Origin of the sequence: Pseudomonas sp. RIT623, from assembly GCF_004519305.1 — a bacterium.
Lineage (GTDB): Bacteria > Pseudomonadota > Gammaproteobacteria > Pseudomonadales > Pseudomonadaceae > Aquipseudomonas.
The window spans coordinates 1-15327 of record NZ_SOZA01000061.1; the positions used below are offsets into that span (position 1 = coordinate 1).

Genomic DNA, 15327 nt, shown 5'->3' on the forward strand with positions numbered 1-15327 from the left:
AAGCCCACAAAAAAGCCCGGCACAATGGCCGGGCTTTTTCATGGCTGGAGCTTAGCGCGCACGGTAGGTGATACGGCCCTTGCTCAGGTCGTAGGGCGTCAGTTCGACGCGGACCTTGTCGCCAGTGAGAATACGGATGTAGTTCTTGCGCATCTTGCCGGAGATGTGCGCGGTAACGACGTGCCCGTTTTCCAACTCCACGCGGAACATGGTGTTGGGCAGGGTGTCGACGACAGTGCCTTCCATTTCGAAGCTGTCTTCTTTCGACATGCAGTAAAGCCCTCGGTGTCCAGTGATGGCCCGACGCACGACTGCACCGGGCAAAAAAAGTGGCGTGGATTATGCCCGAAAATTGTGTTTCAAGCCAATGCTTTCAATTGAGGGTGACCCAGCGCTGGTTGATCAGCAGCTCGATCGGGCGGTACTGGGTCTTGTAGTTCATCTTCTTGCAGTTCTTGATCCAGTAGCCCAGGTACACCGCCTCGAGGTTCTGGCGCAGCGCCTCGGTGATCTGCCAGAGGATGGCGTAGCGGCCCAGGCTGCGGCGTTCCTCCTCGGGCTCATAGAAGGTGTATACCGCCGACAGGCCGTTGGGCAGCAAGTCGCACACTGCCACCGCCAGCAGCCGGCCGGCCAGGCGGAACTCGTAGAACCAGCAGAATGGCAGGTCGCGCACCAGAAAGGTGGAGAACTGGTCGCGACTGGGCGGGTACATGTCGCCATCGGCGTGGCGTTGCTCGATGTAGCGCCGGTACAGGTCGAAGTACTCTTCCTTGAATACCGGGCGCACGGCGGTCACGGCCAGGTCGGCGTTGCGCTTGAGAATGCGCCGCTGCTGGCGGTTGGGGATGAAGCGCGCGGCCGGAATGCGCGCTGGCACGCAGGCGTTGCAGTTCTGGCAATGCGGGCGGTACAGGTGGTCGCCACTGCGGCGAAAGCCCATTTCCGACAGGTCGGCATACACATGCACGTCCATCGGCTGGCTCGGATCGAGAAACAGCGTGGTCGCCTGCTCGTCCGGCAGGTAGCTGCAAGAGTGGGGTTGAGTGGCATAGAACTTCAACCGCGCCAGCTCTGTCATGATCCACCCCTTCGGTGAGACGTTGTCTCTAAGTGTAAGCCAGCTCTGGGAACTCGCCTAGGCGACCCAGCTGGCGCCGTTGGGTTGCTCCAGGTAGGTGGCCAGGTACTCGGCGAAGCTGGCCCGGTCGATGGCGCGGGCGCCCAGGCTGTGCAGGTGTTCGGTCGGCATCTGGCAGTCGATGAGCACGAAGCCGGCTTGTTGCAAGTGCCGCACCAGCGTCACGAAGCCGACCTTGGAGGCATTGTCGGCGCGGCTGAACATCGATTCACCGAAGAACAGCCGGCCCATGGCCAGGCCGTACAGGCCGCCGACCAACTCGCCGTCCTGGCGGACCTCCACCGAATGGGCGATGCCGCGGCGGTGCAGTTCAAGGTAGGCGGCGCGCATGTTGTCGGTGATCCAGGTGCCGTCGGCATAGTCGCGGGGCGCGGCGCAGGCGGCGATCACCGCCGCGAAGTCGCGGTCGAAGCTCACCTGGTAACGGCCCTGGCGCATCAGCTTGGCCAGCGAGCGGGACACGTGCAGTTCGTCTGGCAACAGCACGGTGCGCGGGTCTGGTGACCACCAGAGAATCGGCTGGCCATCCTGGTACCAGGGGAAGCAGCCATGTCGATAGGCGGCGACCAGGCGCTCGGGGCTCAGGTCGCCGCCCACGGCGAGCAGGCCGTTGGGGTCGTGCAGGGCCTTTGCCAGGGGTGGGAAGGTCAGCGAGTCGCGGGTCAGCCAGGTGAGCATGGTGGTCTTGGGCAGCAGGCAGCAGGGGCGCCCAGCATGGCGCGCCGGCTGGACAGGGTCAACTGGGCTGGGCCAACAAGGCGTGCTTCAGCGGTGCTTGAGCGCGTAGACCTCGCGCACGTCGCTGGCCCAGCCATCGAGCACGGCCCTGACGTTGTCGAGGGTCATCACCTGGCGGTCGTTGTCCAGTGGCACGCCGGTGCCACTGAGCATGGCCTCGGCGATGACCCGGCCGCTGGTGCCGGCTTCGAACACAAGCTCAGTGGCAATTTCGCTGTCGCGGTCGCGGATGCCCGCGGCGCTGCTGACCCCGGCCGCGACCAGGGTGACCGGCAACCATTCGTAGAACCGCAGGCCCTGGGTGCTAGCGCTGACCCGGGTGATCACCGGCCTGACCACCAGGGTGTTCGGACCTGGGGCGTCGACCACGGTCATGACCTTGCCCAGTTCACTGCGCAGGGCGAGGTCATAGTAGCGGGCGATGCGATCGAGGGTTGCCTGGGGGATACGTGCGCACGCCGCTGGTCGAGGATAGAAGCGGCTGGCATCGAGATAGACCTGGATATAGCGACCCCGCGGCCATTTGGGGTCGGTCCAGCCCATCAGGGTACGGCCGGACGGCGCTTGCTGGGGTGTGAGCAGTCCGTAGTCATGCAATACACCATTGGCAATTGGTTTGTTGCTGCTGCAGGCGCAAAGGCCCAAGGCGGCCAAGAGTGCCCATTTCTTCATGGGCGTACGCCTTGCCGGTCTTGCATGGTGGTCGTGGTCTGTGGGGATTCGATGCGCAACTGGCCGTGGGTCATTAGCCATTGGACGAGTTCACGGGTGCTCACCGAGTGGGTGTACTCGACCCAATCGCCACAGTCCTGCTGGTAGTGCTCGAAGTAACGGCGCAGGGTGATCTGGCTCTTGTCCTGGGCCAGCTGCAAGCTGACCTGCTGTACGATCAAGGCCGCATCGCCAGCGCGCTTCGACGCCCGTTGGCTGAGTATCATGGGGCTGTTGTCGCTGTTGCATCCAATGTTCATGAGCTAACCCTGGTCTGTGAGAGCGCGCAGGGTGGCGGATGCGTTTTGCCAGATGATGTCTGTTTCATGTCTTGCGCGACGAAATGTTGCCCGGTTGAAATATATGACCGGGACCGGCCAATGGCAGTAGATTGGTCCTTTTGATCCTGGACCCGAGTGCCCGTGAGCCGACTGCTGATCGTCGACGACGATGTGGAAATCCTCGCCTTGCTGAAGAAGTTCTTCGTCCAGCATGGCTATGACGTGGACCTGGCCGCCGAAGGGCAGGCGATGTGGGCGGCGATTGCCCAGCAACGCCCCGATACCCTGATCCTCGACCTGATGCTGCCGGGCGAGGGCGGCTTGAGCCTGTGCCAGAAGGTGCGCGCGCAAACGGGTATTCCGATCATCATGCTCACCGCCATGGCCGAGCTCAGCGACCGCATTGTCGGCCTGGAGCTGGGCGCCGACGACTACCTGACCAAGCCGTTCGACCCCCGTGAACTGTTGGCGCGGGTGCGTGCCTTGCAGCGCCGTGCCGGCGAGGCAGGCGCGCTCGTCGAGGCGGCGCGGCCACTGATTGGCTTCGCCGGTTGGCAATTGGACATCACCTGTCGCGAGCTGCGCTCGCCCGAGCAGGTGATGATCCCGTTGTCCGGCGCCGAGTTCGACCTGCTGGTGGTGTTTCTCGAGCACCCGCAGCGCATCCTCACCCGCGAGCAGCTGATCGACCTGACCCGCGGTCACGGGCATGACGCCTATGACCGCAGCATCGATGTGCAAGTCAGCCGTCTGCGGCGCAAGATCGAGCCGGATAGCAAGCGCCCGGAGCTGATCCGCACGGTGCGCAATGGCGGCTACCTGTTCACCGGCAAGGTCAGCCGTCGATGATCCGCCGTCTGCGCTGGCGCGATACCCTCAGGCGGCGTATTGCCCTGACGATCCTGGCTGCCATGTTGGTATCGCTGGCGTTCAACGTGCTGTTCGTCCAGCTCGCCGGCAACTGGGCGCGGCCACCCATCGAGCGTACTGGGCTGCTTGAGCAGATCGCCGTGATCACGCGGCTGATCGAGACGGCCCCGGCGCCGCTGCGCGAGCGACTGGTCCAGGCGGCAAGCACCCCGACGTTACAGGTGAACTGGCAGGCACAACGCAGCGGATTCGGGCTGCCCGGCCAAGGGGTACTGCTTGAGCCTGCAGCGGAGCCTGTACTGCGTGCGTTGTACGGCGCAAGCCGGCATATGGAGGTGTTCAACCCGGGCGACTGGCCGCCTGGCAGCCCTGATGGGCACTACATGGCACTGTTGCAACTGACCGATGGCAGCTGGCTGGCGTTCGTGCCCCCCGAACGCAGTTGGGGGTTGAGCGCGCAGGCGCGGTTCGCGGTCATTCTCGGCCTTGGCCTGGTGGCCACGTTGCTGGTGGCCTGGCTCGCCACGCGCCAGCTGGCCAACCCGTTGCAACGCTTTACCAGTGCCGTGCGGCGTTTCGGTGGTGACCTGCAAGCACCACCCATCGCTATCGAAGGCCCGGAGGAAATCCGCCAGGCGATCGTCGCCTTCAACACCATGCAGGCGCAAATCCAGCATTTCATTGGCGAGCGCACGCACATGCTCGCGGCCATCTCCCACGACCTGCGCGCGCCACTGACGCGCATGCGCCTGCGCAGCGTGTTCATGGAGGATCAGGAGCTGCAGGCCAAGCTGGTGCGCGATGTCGAGGAAATGCAGACGATGATCAACGCCGCTCTGGCGTTCTTCCGCGAGGGTACGCAGTTGGAGCAGCGCACCGCCTACGATCTGTCGGAACTGTTGCAGACGATTGTCGACGATTATCGCGACCAGGGCATTGTCGTGGGCTTCAGTGGGCCGGCGCACCTGGTGCACGACGGTCGCCCGTTGGCGACCAAGCGGGTGATCGTCAATCTGCTGGAGAACGCCGTGAAGTACGCCTGCGATCCGCGGATTGCCTTGCGCCGCGAAGCGCAGCGGCTGGTGATCGAGGTCAGCGACGAGGGTCCCGGCATCCCCGAGGCGGCGCTGCAACGGGTGTTCGATCCGTTCTTTCGCCTGGAAGGCTCGCGCAACCGCGACACCGGCGGGGTGGGCCTGGGCCTGTCGGCGGCGCGGGCGAGCATTCGCGAGCAGGGCGGCGAGCTGGTCTTGCGCAACCGCAGCGGCGCTGGCCTGCTGGCGCGGGTCGAGCTGCCCGACGAGCACTGAATAGCTCAGTACACCCAGACCTCGACCCGCCGGTTGCGCTGGCGCCCTTGCTCCAGGTCGTTGCCGGCCACCGGCAGCTCGTCTCCCAGGCCGGCCACGGCCTTGACCTCTACCCCGACGCGGGCCAGCTCGCGACGCACGGCCATGCCCCGCAGGCGTGAGAGCAGGGCCGCACGGCCAGGGGTTTGCTTGGGGTCGCCAAAACCCACCAAGACCGCCTTGCCGTGCAGCTTGCCGGCCTGGCGCAGGTAATCGCCTACCCGCTGCACATCGCGCAGGGCCTTGTTGTCGAGGCTGGCGCTGCCCGCCTGGAAGCGGAAGTTGACACTCAGGCGCTGCGCTTCGCTGGCCAGGGCGCGATAACGTGGCGGCATGTCGGCCTGGCTGGCGACCGGCAGGGCCTTGATCTGCTGTGAGACGAAGCCCTGCTCGGCAACGATGGCCTGGCCTGCCGGGCTCTGGGCGAACTCGGCCAGGGCTCGGGCCTGGGGTTTGGCATTGGCCGGCAGGTAGAAGAACAGGCGGCGCGACAGCGGGTAGTCCTCGCTGGCTACCAGTGCGCGGCTGGGTGGCAGGGCCGGGGCGTCGCCGGCAGCCACCGCCAGCACCTTGGCCCCATGCACGGTAGCCAGGCCGCTGAAGCCGATGGCCTGGCGATCGGCCTTGACCTGCGCTGCCAGCGCGTCGGCAGATTCGAAGCGGCGGGCCTGTTCGGACAGGTTGCTCCGCTCGGGGTCGAGCACCAGCGCCTTGAAGGTTTCGAAAGTGCCGGAGCGGTCGTCGCGGGCGTACAGGTGGATGGTGCCGCCGGCAACACCCAGTTGCTCCCAGCGTTGCAACTGGCCGGAAAACACCTGGGCCAGCTGCGCGGTGGTCAACTGCGCCAGTGGGTTGTCCGGATGCACGATCACCGCCACGCCGTCCAGGCCGATCACTTGCTCGGCGTTGGCGCCGCGCAGGTTACCAAGGGCCTGGAGCTGCAACGCTTCGCGGTCGCTGATGGGGCGCGAGGCGGCGGCCAGGTCGGCATCGCCCTTGGCCAGGGCGATAAAGCCGGTACTCGAGCCATGGGCGGCGATGTCGATGCGCACCGGCTGGCCGTTGCGGTCGCGGGCATGGATCTGGGTTTCGTTGGCCTGGGCGCCGGGCTGGGTGTCGATGGCGCTGGCCCCTTGGGCCTGCAACAGGCCATGGACCAGTGCCGGGGCGAGGGCGGCGCCGATGGTGTTGGAACCCTGCAGGCGCAGTTGCACAGGCTCGGCGCAGGCCAGGCTCGACAGCAGGCACAGCAGGGAGGGAAGCAGGCGAGGCATGCCGATGACCTTTGGCACCAGGGTGCGCCGCAGATTACGACAGTTGCGTGACGGTGGCGTGACAGTGTTGGAGGTGGGCGCCCGATGCCTGGCAGGCAGGGCGCCACAACGCTTGATGGCGAATGCCGAGGGTGTTCAGTTCCCCTCAGGCACCACGATCCGCGCCGGCGCCTGCGCCGCCCGTCCGCGCGCCACGCAGTAGTACAGCACGCTTGGCACCACCAGCCCGATCAACCATGACACATCCACCCCACCCAGGTGCGCGACCATGGGGCCGGTGTACAGCTTGGTGTCGATGAACGGCATTTGCACCAGCACGCCAAAGGTGTACACGCCGATCCCTGGCCAGTTCCAACGCCCATAGCGCCCGTCCGGGTCGGCCAGCGCCGGGATGTCATAGCGTTCTTTGGTGATGAAGTAGTAATCCACCAGGTTCACTGCGCTCCACGGCACGAAGAACGTCAGCAGGAACAGGATGAACGACTTGAACGCGCTGAGGAACGAATGCTGGCCGAGCAATGCCACCAGGGTGGCCGCGCCGACGATGCCGAGCACGAACACCAGGCGCTGCACCCGGCTGATCTGCAGATGGCCCTTGAAGCCACTGATGATCGTGGCAATGCACATGAAGCTGCCGTAGCTGTTGAGGGTGGAGATGGTCACCTTGCCGAAGGCGATGCTGAAGTACAGCAGCGCCGCGGTGCTGCCGGCGCCACCAAGGCCGACGATGTAGGCCACTTCGCGTCCGGAGAACTGGCCGCCGGCAATCGCCGCGGCGAACACGCCTAGGATCATCGAGGCCTGGGCGCCGAGCACCGAACCCAGGCCAGCGGCGAGGAAGGTCTTCAGCGGCGAAGTGGCGCTCGGCAGGTAGCGCGAGTAGTCGGCCACGTAGGGGCCGAAGGCGATCTGCCAGGAGGCGGCCAGCGACACCGCCAGCAGGAAGCTGGCCCAGCTGAAATGACGGTTGTCGAGCAACTGGCCGATATCGGCCAGCAGCAGGATGCGGCTGAACAGGTAGACGAAGGCGATGATGCCCAGCACGCTGGCCACGCGGCCGATCCAGTGGATCACCCGGTAGCCGGCCAGGGTCGCCAGCACGATCACCCCGGCGAAGATCAGGATGCCGGCGCTGTCGCTGATGCTCAGCAACTGGCCGATGGCCTGGCCGGAAAGCACCGTGCCGGTGGCGGTGAAGCCCAGGTACATCAGGCATACCAGGGCCATGGGAATGGCGGCGCCATACACGCCGAACTGCACGCGGCTGGAGATCATCTGCGGCAGCCCCAGGCGTGGCCCCTGGGCGGCGTGCAGGGCCATCACCGCGCCGCCGACCAGTTGTCCGATGAACAGGCCGATCAGCGACCAGAACACATCGCCGCCGAGCACTACGGCCAGGGCGCCGGTGACGATCGCGGTGATCTGCAGGTTGGCACCCAGCCACAGGGTGAACTGGCTGTAGACGCGTCCATGGCGTTCGGATTCCGGGATGTAGTCGATCGAGCGGCGCTCGATCACAGGTTTGCTGGACATCGGGGAGGGCTCCGCTTCGTTGTTTTTGTGAGGGCGGCGGCGGTCGGCGGGACGCAGGGCGGACGGCCATGGCTTGATATGAGCATGTATATACAAGTCTGGTCAAGTGAAGCATGAGACTGATCGCAGCCTCATCACAGCCCACTGTTGCGCAAGCCTGGCGTCCAACTGTGCTGGTTCGGGGTGGCGGAATCACCTTATGCTGTAACTAAATATGACTAAAACAAGCCGGTAAAAGGAATGCGTGCCATGCCACTGAAAGACCTGCTGATCGCCCTGGTGGTGATCATCGCCTGGGGCGTCAATTTCGTGGTGATCAAGGTCGGCCTCGATGGCCTGCCGCCGATGCTGCTGGGGGCCCTGCGCTTCTTGTTGGTGGCCTTTCCGGCGGTGTTCCTGGTGCGCCGCCCGAACCTGCCGTGGCGCTGGCTGATCGCCTACGGCGCGAGCATCTCGCTGGGGCAGTTCGCCTTCCTGTTCCAGGCCATGTACAGCGGCATGCCGCCGGGGCTGGCATCGTTGGTGCTGCAGTCCCAGGCGTTCTTCACCCTCGGTTTCGCCGCGTTGTTCCTCGGCGAGCGGCTGCGCCTGGCCAGTGTCCTGGGGCTGCTGGTGGCGGCCGGTGGGCTTGCGGTGATCGGCAGCGAGGACAGCGGGCATGTGCCGTTGATCGCGCTGCTGTTGACGCTGTGCGCGGGCGCCATGTGGGGCATGGGCAACATCATCACTCGACGCTTTGGCCAGGTCGATCTGGTGGCCTTGGTGATCTGGGGCGGGTTGATTCCGCCGTTGCCGTTTCTCGCCTTGTCCTGGTGGCTGGAGGGGCCCGAGCGGATTGGCCATGCGCTGGCCAATATTGGCTGGAGTTCGGTGCTGGCCCTGGCCTACCTGGCGTTCGTCGCCACCATGGTCGGCTATAGCCTGTGGAGCACGCTGCTATCGCGCCATCCGGCGGGCAAGGTGGCGCCGTTTTCGTTGCTGGTGCCGGTGATCGGCTTGAGTTCGTCGGCGTTGTTGCTGGGCGAGCGGTTGACCGAGGTGCAGGGCTGGGGAGCGCTGCTGGTGATGCTCGGCTTGCTGATCAATGTATTCGGGCCGCGGCTGGGGCAGCGGCTGCGAGCGGTCGTCAGCACCTGACTTGTAGGAGCCAGCTTGCTGGCGAACCAGGCGACGCGATGGATGGCACCGGCTGCGCCGGTGTTCGCGGGTGAACCCGCTGCCACAGACCTCAAGCCATGCGGGCTACCTGTAGGCGCCAGCCTTGCCTGGCGATGCACAACCCCTGACCCATGTCAACGCCCATCCCACCCCACGCGCCCGTAATGGCAACGCTTGTGTATCGGCAAGGCTGCCACTAATATCCAAGCGTTTTCTTGTGTAATTGCCTGGGCACCCCAAACCAGGCCATCGATACGGAAGTTGATATGGATTTGCACACCTCCCTGTGGCTGTTCCAGGCCATCCAGGCCGTGGGCCTGGCGCTGTGGCTGAGCATCGCGGTACTGAACAACCTGCAGGCGTTTTCCAGCTCCGTCGGCGCCATCGGCGCCACCCTGGCCATGGCGCCGTTGCGCCAACCACCGGCCATCGAATTCCCCCTGTTGCGCCGCGCCTGCCAATCGCCGACCCTGGCCCGGTTGGCGCTGCTGGTGATCTTGCTGTTGCAGATTGTCGCCAGCCTTTCGGCCTGGGCCGGCAGTTATGGCCTGGTCATCGCCCAGGACCCGCTCATGGCCCGGGCCTGGCTGAACCTGGCGCTGTGCGCCATGCTCGCCTTCACCTTCGCGATGTTGCTCGGCGGCCTGTGGTTCGGTTACTGGATCCGCCAGGAAGGCCTGCAATTGACCCACCTGGTGCTGGTGCTCTGGTCGATCCTGGCGTTCTTCCTGTTCAACCTGAACTGGGCATGAAGGGAGGACGCGCAATGAATGGCAAAGCGATACTCGCCAGCGCCTTGGTGCTGGCGCTGGTCAGCGCCGCTGGCCTGGCCTGGCACCATGCCGGTCAAGCCCAGGCCACGGCCACGGCGCCGCGGCAGTTGGTCAAGGTGGCCTTGGCCAGCGTGCAGAAGGGCCCGGAGAACCGCTCCTTCGCCGGGGTCGGCGAGCTGGAGGCGGTACACCAGGTGCTGGTCTCCGCCGAAATCGGCGGGCGGGTCACGGCGATCAACTTCACCTCCGGCCAGCGGGTGCGCAAGGGCGATGTGCTGATCACCCTCAACGATGCCCCGGAGCAGGCCGAGCGCCTGCGCCTGAAGGCCCAGCTGGACAATGCGCGCACCAACCACCGCCGGGTCAAGGACCTGTTGCGCGAGAACGCCGCCACCCAGGAGCAGTTGGACAACGCCCTGGCCGCCCGCGACATGGCCCAGGGCGAGCTGGCCCGCACCGAGGCGGTGATCGCCCAGAAGACCGTGCGCGCGCCCTTCGACGGGCGCCTGGGCATCCGCCGGGTGAATCAGGGCCAGTACCTGAACGTCGGCGATCCGGTGGTCAGCCTGATCGATACCCGTAGCCTGTACGTCAACTTCTCCCTCGAGGAGCAGCTCAGCGCCCAACTGCGCCCCGGCCAGCCAGTGCAGGTGCGTCTCGACGCCTTCCCCGACACCGAGTTCACCGCGCGCATCAGCGCCATCGACCCGCTGATCGGCCGTTCGCGCACGGTGCAGGTCCAGGCGACCCTGGCCAACCCCGATGCGCGTTTGGCGGCCGGTATGTATGCCAGTGTACAGGTGGCCAGCGCCGAGGTCGGCCAGGTGCTGAGCGTGCCGGAAACCGCGGTGGCCTATACCGCCTATGGCGACACGGTGTTCGTCGCCCGCCACGATGCCGCCGCCGGTGCCCTGGTGGTGCAACGTGTCTCGGTGCGTACCGGCGAGCGCCAGGCCGGCCGGGTGGTGATCGAACAGGGCCTGGGCGAGAACGACCAAGTGGTGGTCTCCGGGCAGTTGCGCCTGACCGACGGCACCGCCGTGCAAGCCACCGAAGACACCCTGCAGACCCCGCCCAGCGGCGCCTGACCCCCGCGAGAACCCGCCATGACATTTACCGACCTGTTCGTGCGCCGGCCAGTGCTGGCGCTGGTGGTCAGCACCCTGATCCTGCTGCTGGGGTTGCTGTCGTTGCTGCAATTGCCGATCCGCCAGTACCCGTTACTGGAAAGCTCGACCATCACCGTCACCACCGAATACCCCGGCGCCCCCGCCGAGCTGATGCAGGGCTTCGTCACCCAGCCGATCGCCCAGGCGGTGTCCTCGGTGGAAGGGATCGACTACCTGTCGTCGTCCTCGGTGCAAGGCCGTAGCCTGGTGACCGTGCGCATGGAGCTCAACCGTGACTCCACCCAGGCGCTGACCGAGGTGATGGCCAAGGTCAACCAGGTGCGCTACCGCCTGCCGGAACGGGCCTACGACCCGGTGATCGAACGCTCCGCTGGCGAGTCGACGGCGGTGGCCTATATCGGCTTCGCCAGCCCGAGCCTGCCGATTCCGGCGATGACCGACTACCTCACCCGGGTGGTCGAACCCTTGCTCAGCACCATCGAGGGGGTGGCCAAGGTCCAGGTATTCGGTGGCCAGACCCTGTCCATGCGCCTGTGGATCGACCCAGCGCGCCTGGCCGCTCGCGGCCTGACCGCGGCTGACGTGGCCGAGGCGGTGCGGCGCAACAACTACCAGGCCGCCCCCGGCAAGGTGAAGGGCCAGTACGTGATCGCCAACATTCGCGTCGACACCGACCTGACCTCGGTCGGTGATTTCCGCGAGCTGGTGATCCGCAACGACGGCAACGGCCTGGTGCGCATCCGCGACATTGGCACCGTCGAACTGGGCGCCGCCTCGGCCGAGACCAGCGCCAGCATGGACGGCGTCTCGGCGGTGCACCTGGGGCTGTTCGCCACCCCCGGCGGCAACCCGCTGGTGATCGTCGACGGCATCCGCCAACTGCTGCCGCAGATTCGCCAGACCCTGCCGCCGGACACCAAGGCCGAGCTGGCCTTCGAGACCGCGCGCTTTATCCAGGCGTCGATCGACGAAGTGAGCAAGACCTTGCTCGAGGCGCTGCTGATCGTGGTGGTGGTGATCTACCTGTGCCTGGGCTCGCTGCGCACGGTGCTGATCCCGGTGGTGACCATCCCGCTGTCGATGCTCGGCGCCGCGGCGCTGATGCTGGCGTTCGGCTTCAGCATCAACCTGCTGACGCTGCTGGCCATGGTGCTGGCGGTAGGGCTGGTGGTGGACGATGCCATCGTCGTGGTGGAGAACGTGCACCGCCATATCGAGGAGGGGCGCACGCCAGTGGCCGCGGCGCTGATCGGCGCCCGCGAGGTGGCCGGGCCGGTGATCGCCATGACCATCACCCTGGCGGCGGTGTACGCGCCAATCGGCATGATGGGCGGGCTGACCGGCGCGCTGTTTCGTGAATTCGCCCTGACCCTGGCTGGGGCGGTAGTGGTGTCCGGGGTGGTGGCGCTGACCCTGTCGCCGGTGATGAGCTCGTTCCTGCTCGACGCCCGTCAGTCCGAGGGGCGCATGGCCCATGCCGCCAACCGCTTCTTCGAATGGCTGGCCGGGCGCTACGTCCATGTGCTGGGTTTTTCGCTGAAGCATCGCTGGATCAGCGTCGGCTTCGCCCTGCTGGTGCTGGTCAGCCTGCCACTGTTGTACAGCCTGGCGCAGCGCGAGCTGGCGCCGACCGAGGACCAGGCCGGCCTGCTGACCGCGATCAAGGCTCCGCAGCACGCCAACCTGGCCTATGTCGAACGCTTCGCCGACAAGCTCGACGCGGTCTATCGCACCCTGCCGGAGACTGTCAGCACCTGGATCATCAACGGCAGCGACGGCATCGCCTCGGGCATCGGCGGCATCAACCTGCAGCCTTGGAACGAGCGCGAACGCAATGCTTCGCAGATTCAGCTCGAGTTGCAGGCGGCGGTGAACGATGTCGAGGGCACCAGCATCTTCGCCTTCCAGCTGCCGGCGTTGCCGGGCTCCACTGGTGGGCTGCCGGTGCAGATGGTGCTGCGCAGCTCCCAGGACTACCGCGTGCTGTTCGACACCATGGAGCAAGTCAAGGCCAAGGCGCGCCAGAGCGGCCTGTTCGCCGTGGTCGACAGCGACCTGGACTACAACAACCCGGTGGTGCAGGTGCGCGTCGACCGGGCCAAGGCCAACAGCATGGGCATCCGCATGCAGGACATCGGCGAGTCGCTGGCGGTGCTGGTGGGCGAGAACTACCTCAACCGCTTCGGCCTCGATGGCCGCTCCTACGACGTGATCGCCCAGAGTCCGCGTGACCAGCGCCTGACCCCGCAAGCGCTGACCCGCCAGTACGTGCGTAGCGAGGAGGGCCGGCTGGTGCCGCTGTCCACCGTGGTGCAGGTCAGCGAGCAGGTCGAGCCCAACCGGCTGACCCAGTTCAACCAGCAGAACGCCGCGACCTTCCAGGCCATCCCCGCCGCTGGCGTGACCCTGGGCGACACCGTGGCTTTCCTCGAGCAGGTGGCCGCGCAACTGCCGGCGGGCTTCAGCATCGACTGGCAGTCCGACGCGCGTCAGTACCAGCAGGAGGGCAATGCGCTGATGCTGGCATTCCTTGCCGCGGTGGTGGTGATCTACCTGGTGCTGGCGGCGCAGTACGAGAGCCTGGTCGACCCGCTGATCATCCTGATCACCGTGCCGCTGTCGATCAGCGGCGCCTTGCTGCCCCTGGCCCTGGGGGTGGCCACGGTGAACATCTACACCCAGATCGGCCTGGTCACCCTGATCGGCTTGATCAGCAAGCACGGCATCCTCATGGTCGAGTTCGCCAATACCTTGCAGGCCGAGCAGCACCTCGACCGCCGGGCGGCCATCGGCCAGGCGGCGCAGATCCGCTTGCGGCCGATCCTGATGACCACGGCGGCCATGGTGGTGGGGCTGATCCCGCTGCTGTTCGCCTCAGGCGCCGGGGCCGCCAGCCGTTTCGGGCTGGGCGTGGTGATCGTCACCGGGATGCTGGTGGGCACCTTGTTCACCCTGTTCGTGCTGCCGACCATCTACAGCCTGCTTGCCCGCGATCATGCCAGCACGGTGCGCTCGCCGCGTGCCCGGTCGCTGGCCGAAACCTTGGAGCGCCAGCCATGAAGCGCCTGTTGCCTATCGCATTGCTGACGCTGGGCGCCTGTAGCGTCGGCCCGGATTATCGCAAGCCGGAGCTTGCCGCCAGCGGCGTGCACAGCCCGCAAAGGGCCGCGTTCGCCGCGCGTGGCGAGCTGCCGGCGCAGTGGTGGCGCTTCTTCGACGACCCGCAGCTGGTGCGCCTGGTGGACCAGGCCCTGGCCCACAACCACGATATTCGCCAGGCCCACGCCAACCTGCTGGCGGCGCGCGCGCTGTTCGACGACCGCAGCCTCGATCGCTATCCCTGGGTCACTGCCCGGGCCGGCTACAACCAGAGCCTGCAACAGCAGCAACCGGCCGATGGCAGCGACCCACGGCGCATGCGCAGCGAGCAGTACCGCGCCGGCTTCGACGTGCAGTGGGAGGTCGACCTGTTTGGCCGCCTGCAACGCCTGACGGACGCCGCCGAGGCCCGCGCCGACGCGGCGGTGGCCGACCTGAGGCAGGCCCGCTTGAGCATTGCCGCAGAGGTGGCGCGCAATTACTACCTCAGGCTTGGGCTCAAGCGCAGCCTTACCGTGGCCGAGGACCAGGTCGAGGCCTGGCGCGAAACCTTGCAACTGACCACGGCCCAGGTGCGTGCTGGCAGCGGTCAGTACGAAGACCAGCAAAACGCCCACGCCAACCTGTTGCTCAGCGAGGCAGCGGTGCCGCCGTTGCAGGCGGCGATCCAGCAGGCCAGCTACCGCCTCGATGTGCTCACTGGCGAAGTCCCGGGTAGCCAGGCCCAGGCCGATGCGGCGTTTCTGCCACCGCTGGCGCGACAATTGCCGCTGGGCGATGTCGACGCCTTGATCGGCCAGCGCCCGGACGTGGTCAGCGCCGAGCGTGAGCTGGCCGCCAGCACCGAGGAGGTGGGCGCGGCCACAGCCGAGCTGTACCCGCGCCTGGATCTGGGCGGCTTCATCGGCTTCTTCGCCCTGCGCAGCGGCGACCTGGGCAGTGCCGCCCGGGCCTACGAACTGGCGCCGGTGGTCACCTGGCCGGCCCTGCGCCTGGGCAATGCCCGGGCCCGCTTGCGCGCGCGCGAGGCATTGGCCGATGGCACGCGGGCACGCTATGAGCAGACCGTGCTGCTGGCCCGTGAAGAGGTGGAGAACGCGGTGACCCAGCTGGTGCGCAACCAGGCGCGGCTGCAAAGCCTGGTGGCGTCCGCCGGGCATGGCAGCGAAGCCATCGACATTGCCAACAAGCGTTATCGGCGGGGGGCGGGGACTTACCTGGCGGTGCTGGAGAACCAGCGCGCGTTGTTCGCCATCAAGCGCGAGGTGGC

General features: G+C 66.4%; 14 protein-coding genes. 7 read left to right on the top strand and 7 right to left on the bottom strand.

Annotation, left to right across the window (positions count from 1 at the left end):
• Window positions 1-51: 51 nt before the first annotated feature.
• The 5 genes from infA to E3U47_RS24220 all read right to left on the bottom strand — a co-directional run bounded on the left by infA (window position 52) and on the right by E3U47_RS24220 (window position 2850).
• Window positions 52-270, bottom strand: a complete 219-nt coding sequence (gene infA / locus E3U47_RS24200; protein ID WP_002553999.1) for a translation initiation factor IF-1 — start codon at window positions 268-270, stop codon at window positions 52-54.
• A gap of 103 nt (window positions 271-373) precedes the next feature.
• Window positions 374-1081, bottom strand: coding sequence for an arginyltransferase (locus E3U47_RS24205; RefSeq protein ID WP_134694097.1), 708 nt, complete (start codon window positions 1079-1081; stop codon window positions 374-376).
• Between the two features lie 57 nt (window positions 1082-1138).
• Entirely contained in the window at window positions 1139-1819 is a 681-nt protein-coding gene (aat, locus tag E3U47_RS24210) for a leucyl/phenylalanyl-tRNA--protein transferase (protein WP_134694098.1), read from the bottom strand.
• Window positions 1820-1906: 87 nt separating this feature from the next.
• Complete coding sequence (locus E3U47_RS24215) at window positions 1907-2551, bottom strand: DUF3313 domain-containing protein (protein WP_134694099.1); 645 nt, start codon at window positions 2549-2551, stop codon at window positions 1907-1909.
• A complete protein-coding gene (locus E3U47_RS24220) occupies window positions 2548-2850 on the bottom strand; it encodes a hypothetical protein (protein ID WP_134694100.1) in 303 nt (100 codons plus the stop codon). The genes E3U47_RS24215 and E3U47_RS24220 overlap by 4 nt, the downstream gene beginning before the upstream one ends.
• A 162-nt stretch (window positions 2851-3012) precedes the next feature.
• Here E3U47_RS24220 and E3U47_RS24225 point away from each other — a divergent pair, with 162 nt between their 5' ends.
• Both E3U47_RS24225 and E3U47_RS24230 read left to right on the top strand, forming a co-directional pair.
• Window positions 3013-3720 (top strand): response regulator, encoded by a 708-nt coding sequence (locus tag E3U47_RS24225; protein WP_134694101.1) that lies wholly within the window; start codon window positions 3013-3015, stop codon window positions 3718-3720.
• Window positions 3717-5051: an ATP-binding protein gene (locus tag E3U47_RS24230; protein ID WP_134694102.1), complete on the top strand. Its 1335-nt coding sequence runs from the start codon at window positions 3717-3719 to the stop codon at window positions 5049-5051. Before E3U47_RS24225 ends, E3U47_RS24230 begins: the two co-directional genes overlap by 4 nt.
• A 5-nt stretch (window positions 5052-5056) precedes the next feature.
• Here E3U47_RS24230 and E3U47_RS24235 read toward each other — a convergent pair whose 3' ends face one another.
• Both E3U47_RS24235 and E3U47_RS24240 read right to left on the bottom strand, forming a co-directional pair.
• Window positions 5057-6364: a substrate-binding domain-containing protein gene (locus E3U47_RS24235; protein ID WP_134694103.1), complete on the bottom strand. Its 1308-nt coding sequence runs from the start codon at window positions 6362-6364 to the stop codon at window positions 5057-5059.
• 135 nt (window positions 6365-6499) lie between these two features.
• A complete protein-coding gene (locus tag E3U47_RS24240) occupies window positions 6500-7897 on the bottom strand; it encodes a cytosine permease (protein ID WP_134694104.1) in 1398 nt (465 codons plus the stop codon).
• A gap of 249 nt (window positions 7898-8146) precedes the next feature.
• Between E3U47_RS24240 and E3U47_RS24245 the strand changes: the two genes are divergently transcribed.
• The 5 genes from E3U47_RS24245 to E3U47_RS24270 form a co-directional block, all read left to right on the top strand.
• Entirely contained in the window at window positions 8147-9034 is an 888-nt protein-coding gene (locus E3U47_RS24245; protein ID WP_134694105.1) for an EamA family transporter, read from the top strand.
• 287 nt (window positions 9035-9321) lie between these two features.
• Window positions 9322-9807 carry a DUF2165 family protein gene (locus E3U47_RS24255; protein WP_134694106.1) on the top strand — a complete coding sequence of 162 codons (486 nt, stop codon included), beginning with the start codon at window positions 9322-9324 and terminating at the stop codon, window positions 9805-9807.
• A 14-nt stretch (window positions 9808-9821) separates the two neighbouring features.
• Window positions 9822-10916 (top strand): efflux RND transporter periplasmic adaptor subunit, encoded by a 1095-nt coding sequence (locus E3U47_RS24260; RefSeq protein WP_134694107.1) that lies wholly within the window; start codon window positions 9822-9824, stop codon window positions 10914-10916.
• Window positions 10917-10934: 18 nt separating this feature from the next.
• Window positions 10935-14018 carry a MexW/MexI family multidrug efflux RND transporter permease subunit gene (locus E3U47_RS24265; RefSeq protein WP_134694108.1) on the top strand — a complete coding sequence of 1028 codons (3084 nt, stop codon included), beginning with the start codon at window positions 10935-10937 and terminating at the stop codon, window positions 14016-14018.
• Window positions 14015-15327, top strand: a 1313-nt coding sequence (locus E3U47_RS24270) for an efflux transporter outer membrane subunit (RefSeq protein WP_134694109.1), incomplete at its 3' end; no start/stop codon positions are given. The genes E3U47_RS24265 and E3U47_RS24270, both read left to right, overlap by 4 nt.